Consider the following 3,587-nt stretch of genomic DNA (forward strand, 5'->3'; position numbering starts at 1 on the left):
CACCTCCCTCAACGGCACGGGAGCCCTGTCCGTTGCGGCCCCACCCTCACTCCGCCCCCGTCACCCGATCAGTGGCCACGCTGAAAGGGCTCACTGACGAAAACGCCGACTGACACTCCTCCCACTGTCGTACCGCCTGCCGTGTGGGGTTCCCCTCGGTCGTGGTCGCCGGGTGGTTGCTGCTCAACCGGCCCCAGAGTCTGTGCGGCGGTTCGGGGAACCCGCCCCAACGCTGGGCCGGTACTAACTCCTCGGTCAGGTGCGTGCAGCCTGGCAGGTGTGCGCACCGCGTCGGCGAGATCAGGATCGTGTCCGCGGGGTAGCGCCGCCACCCCTGCCTGTGCTGGGGCACAGCACGCCCCCGATCACGCACTCAGGCCGAACAGTGTCTGAAGGAAGAGATCGGCTACTGGTACACCCGGGCCGGCAAGCTGGAGCAGGATCTGGCCGAGGGTAAGCGGATCCGACACCGGCCGGAGCGCGCGCGGTCGTGGGCTGAGGGGCGTGAGATCTGCCGCGTCAGCTCGAGAGGGGCGCGTCGCTCGACCAGAACGTCGACTTCACGTTCGGCGCCGGCAACTCCTCCTTCGAGTAGTCGGGACCGTTCGGCTTACTGGTCGGCGGAGCAACCTCGGACCTCTCCACACACGGGGTGGTGATGCTCACGTGAGCCTGGCCGGTGATCCCGATCAGGACTTCGAGCTGGAAGCCGTCCTGGGTCTCGAAGTTGGCCGCCAGCCCGTTCGGACTCGCGGAGACGAGTTTATAGCCTTTGCTCTTCCAGTGGCGTTCCAGCACGCCGAGGAAGCCGCCACGCCGTTCAGCAGAGATGATCGTCATGACGGAACGATCGCGGTCCACGTAGCAGCCACCCGGCATTGAGTACGTATGCGTCCACTGAACGGGTGGCTTGATGGCCGCAAACGTCTCGTCAAGAATCGTGTCCGCCTTGTCGGCCGCCTCTTGCATGTTCATCTTCGGTTGGCTTTCCTTGCTTGAGGGTGCGGTACCTATCAAGCCACACCCGGCCAGAAGTAGAACCAGCATTGCGGTCGCTGCAACCCTTTTTCTCATCGCGGCGTCTCCCTCGTGGCGTATCCCGACTGCCCCGCGACAATGATGGCGATATTTCGTGCAGAAACCTTATCTTTTCCTTCCTCTGGGGAGAAATAATTGCTATGAGCTTCCATGTCCAGCTTTGAGTCCGAAATTTCTGGGAAGGAAAGCTGAAGCAATTCTGGTCCGGGTAGTGTCTCGAATCTGTTGGCGCCGAATGCTTTGCTTGCCGGATCCTTTCCGAACCAGATTTCGTCGTCGCCTTGGTCGGCGATTTCTCCCATGAGATACGCGCCAAGCGGCCCTCCTCCGAGGAACCCCATGGTTCCTGCCACAGCTTCCTTTTTCGAAGGGAGTTTGGTGACGATGTCGTTCTCGGCTGCTCCCACCCAGACGTGGTCCTTGCCCACGCCTAGGTCCTCTGCTTTGTCAACGCCGACGCCGGGACTGCCGACGAGGATGATGTCATCAGCCCCCGGAATCCCTCCTGCCTCCTGTGTTGCGGCCCCCACCAGTCGAGAACCGTAGGAATGTCCAATGGCAGTGATATGGGGATCGGCATGCTCATTGGTTGCCGAAATGCCACCCATGAAACTGTTGTACGCCGGGGCGCCGAGCTCAGCGCTTCCCGCAGTCATCACATCGATCGATTGAGGGGCGTCGTAGCCGAGCCATACGATCGCGGATGAGGAGGGATTGATACGCCGGGCTCCCTTAGCCGTATCGAAGGCGCGTTTCACTGTGCCGTCGGCGAAACCGGAATCGAGTTTAGTTCCCAAGCCGGGCACATAAGCCGAGACGTTCTTTGAGGTGTCAGGGTTTCCGAAGGCAACGATCGCTCTCCCGTTTCCTTCGAGGCCAACCCCCAGAAGGAACATTGGTGGCTGACTGCCCGAGTTGAGCTTGGTCTGGATACCTTTCAGCCCGTCAAGCTTTTCTCTGGAAGCCCCATCTTGCTGGCCCTCCAACTGCGCGATGAGGAGTTGGATGCTCTCGCGGTTTACTTCGTCGCGGACCACGGCCGGGATGCCGTCCAGGTTTCCGATGACTTCCGGGAAGGCTGCTCTGTACTCCTCGCGCTCCTCATTGCTGAGGTTGTCCCACCACTCCTTGCGGTCGGCGGGCGACTTGTCCAACGGGATGTGGTCCGCGATGTAGTCACTCGCGGCAGTACTCACAGCAGCGACGTCGGACGCCACGTCCGCCCACGTCTTGGTGTCGACGTTCAGACCTGGTGCCGCCTTGAGCTTGCGCAGCGCCTTGCTGTACCGATCGTCGATCTCCTGGGCTTCTCGTACGGCGTGGGCGATGCGGTCGGCGATGTCCACGGCTTTGGCGTGGTGTGGGTTCGGGTTCTTGAGCCGAGTGTCGCTCGGTAGCAGTCCCGGCGATGGGGAATGTGTGTTGTTGCCCGTGATCAGGTAGGCGTGGCCCATGACTGTGCCGCCGGCGATCGGCTCACCGGTGAGTTCGCTCTTACCGCCTGCGGGGTACGTGATGGTGCCGTCTTCGTTGACGGAGTATGCCAGCGTGGCCGCATCGCCCAGTGCCTCAGTCAGGCGCCGCTTCGGAGCAGCGATTTCGGACGAGAAGCCGTCGAGAGCTCCGGTGACCAGACTGCACTCGATCTGGGTGTAGTGGAAGTTCTCCGACAACTTCCGTAACTGCTTGAGCGCCGCGTCTGCGGCCTCACCCGCGTTGGCCTTCCGCATGGTCGCGGTGATCTGGTTGTCGATGCGGTCCTTGGCCGCGTCGGCCATGGCGCTGATCGCGCGGTACCCGTCCGCCGCTTCCACGTACTCGGTCGGTTTGAGGGCCTTGAGCGTCAGGTGATCCATGCTTCCGGGTCATCGCTCCTTGGCCTGGCCGCCGGCGGGCGGATCCTCGTAGTGCTCGGTCTTCAGCTTGGCGATCTCGGCTTTGATGGCCTCGTCGGTCCGCAGCTGGTCATTTCCCGACTTCTCCAGCACGTTGGCAAGCTCGTCGCACACCTCGCCGACATCCTTGACGTAGCGTCTCCAGGAATCGTAGACATCCTGCTGGGCTGCCGCGGTCAGGTACCCGGACTCCTTCCCGAGTCCCGTCTGTCCCAACTCCGCCTTCGTCCACGCCTTGTCAAGGGTCTTCCGCAACGATCCGACGCCTTCCCCTGCCTTGGTCCACGCCGCCTTGTCGGACCTCAGATCGCCGGCACCGCCTCTGCTGCCACCGGAGGTGGAACCTCTGAGATCGGTGGGCAGTTGGTTGAGCTGCATCTGCGTGGTGTGCCGCTCGACCGCCGCGGTCTTGAGCTGCTCCCACTCATCCCACGCCATGCGTGGCCCCCTCACCGTGCCTCGTCTTGCACCGACGAGTGGATGTGAACGTGCGACAGCAACGTGTTGGTGATCGAGAAGTACCGTAGCGCCCGTTCATCACGTGCCCCATCTGCACCGGTACTGACTTCGGCGTGTCAGGGTGATGTTGGGGTGTCGAGGGTCAGGCCGGTACCGGCTATGAAGCCGTCGAGAGTGTCGGGCCGGTATTGGAGG

The 3,587-nt window shown here is 62.5% G+C and carries 3 protein-coding genes; all 3 read right to left on the reverse strand.

Annotated elements, in window-relative coordinates:
• Positions 1 to 519: 519 nt before the first annotated feature.
• The 3 genes from ACIHCL_RS36865 to ACIHCL_RS36875 all read right to left on the reverse strand — a co-directional run bounded on the left by ACIHCL_RS36865 (position 520) and on the right by ACIHCL_RS36875 (position 3,371).
• Entirely contained in the window at positions 520 to 975 is a 456-nt protein-coding gene (locus tag ACIHCL_RS36865; protein ID WP_399868920.1) for a hypothetical protein, read from the reverse strand.
• Between the two features lie 95 nt (positions 976 to 1,070).
• Positions 1,071 to 2,894, reverse strand: coding sequence for an alpha/beta hydrolase (locus tag ACIHCL_RS36870; RefSeq protein ID WP_399868921.1), 1,824 nt, complete (start codon positions 2,892 to 2,894; stop codon positions 1,071 to 1,073).
• Positions 2,895 to 2,903: 9 nt separating this feature from the next.
• On the reverse strand, positions 2,904 to 3,371 hold the full coding sequence (locus tag ACIHCL_RS36875) for a hypothetical protein (protein ID WP_399868922.1): 468 nt from the start codon (positions 3,369 to 3,371) through the stop codon (positions 2,904 to 2,906).
• Between the last annotated feature and the right edge of the window lie 216 nt (positions 3,372 to 3,587).

Source organism: Streptomyces sp. NPDC052042 (genome assembly GCF_044548345.1).
In the GTDB taxonomy this organism is placed as follows: domain Bacteria; phylum Actinomycetota; class Actinomycetes; order Streptomycetales; family Streptomycetaceae; genus Streptomyces.